The organism is Parabacteroides sp. merdae-related_45_40, assembly GCF_001915675.1.
The window spans coordinates 2339-3766 of the sequence record NZ_MNQY01000028.1; the positions used below are offsets into that span (position 1 = coordinate 2339).

Annotated in this window: 2 protein-coding genes; one reads left to right on the forward strand and one right to left on the reverse strand. The window is 52.8% G+C overall.

What is annotated here, in order from left to right; all coding sequences use genetic code 11:
- Window positions 1-377 (reverse strand): C69 family dipeptidase (locus BHV83_RS00495; protein WP_286755312.1); only part of this gene is annotated, 377 nt, incomplete at its 3' end.
- A gap of 127 nt (window positions 378-504) precedes the next feature.
- Between BHV83_RS00495 and BHV83_RS00500 the strand changes: the two genes are divergently transcribed.
- A partial coding sequence (locus BHV83_RS00500; protein ID WP_286755314.1) for a beta-N-acetylhexosaminidase occupies window positions 505-1428 on the forward strand: 924 nt, incomplete at its 3' end.

The window sequence follows — 1428 nt, forward strand, 5'->3', positions numbered from 1 at the left end:
ATACCCAACTGTTTTTCGTTGAGGCAAGGGTAGGCGGTGTTCAGAAACTGGTAGGTCGAGCGGGCTTCCGGTATTGTCCCTTTCAATTCCATATTCGTGCGGTCGGCAGGATATTCGGTGTGCATGCGGCCGTTATAGATGGCGACTGTCGTGTCGCGCTCGTAGCGTGCTGCCGGGACGATCTCCATCCAGGTGCGGTAGTTCCCGTCGCAGGTGTGACTGGTCATGACCGAACCGTCGGCCGATGCTTTCTTGCCGACCAGGATGCTTGTACAACTTTCAGGAGTGTTGACCGGTCGGGAGTATTCGATTTCCTGGGCCCGAAGGCTGTTCCCGTAACAGATAAGTACAATAAGAAGGATAATTAGTCTATTCATGGCATTGTCTTTAATTTTGTGGCTAAAGATATGAAATTTTCATATATTTGCTACCCCTTGCCGGGGCTTAATCCCCTGGCAAAAGAGGAATATCCCTGTAAAGGGAATAATTAAATATAAATATGCCATGAGAAAACTGATTTATCTGAGCACCCTGTTGCTCCTATTTGTGTTGCCGGTGATGGCACAACACCCTTTGTTCCCGACCCCCGCAAAGGTGCAGAACGGGAAAGGCTCTTTTGTCATAGGAAAGAATCTCCAGGTACAAGGCAATGGCGGATATGCCGACAAGTTAGCCGCCGGACTGCAAACCGAGTTGAAAGAAGCCGGTTTGCAATCGTCACCCGCCAGTGGAACCATCCGTCTGGAACTGACAAACGATTGCAAGATGGCCGATGAAGCCTATACGCTTGTCGTCGAACCGAACAGCATCCTGCTGCAAGCCTCTTCCGAAGCTGGCCTGTTCTATGCGAAGGAAGCCCTTCTGCAACTTTCCCGTTTCGGCAAAGGTAACGTGCGTGCCTGTAAGATACAAGATCAGCCCCGCTACGGCTGGCGCGGTTTCATGCTCGACGAGAGCCGCCACTTCTTCGGCAAAGAGAAGGTAAAACAATATCTGGACATCATGGCGTCCCTTCGCCTGAACGTCTTCCACTGGCACCTGACCGACGAACCGGGCTGGCGCATCGAGATCAAGCGTTATCCGAAGCTGACCACCGAAGGGGCTGTCGGCAACTGGCACGACCCGAAAGCACCCGCTACGTTCTACACCCAGGAAGAGATCAAGGAGATCGTTGCCTATGCAGCTGATCGCCACATCATGGTCGTTCCCGAATTCGACATGCCGGGCCATGCTACTGCTGTCTGCCGTTCCTATCCCGAAATCTCCGGTGGAGGCGAGGGCAAATGGCAACATTTCACGTTCCATCCCTGCAAGGAAGAGACGTTTGAGTTTATCAGCAACGTGCTCGACGAGATCGTCGCCCTGTTCCCGTCTCCCTATATCCATATCGGAGGCGACGAGGTGCACTACGGCAACCAGAGCTGGTTC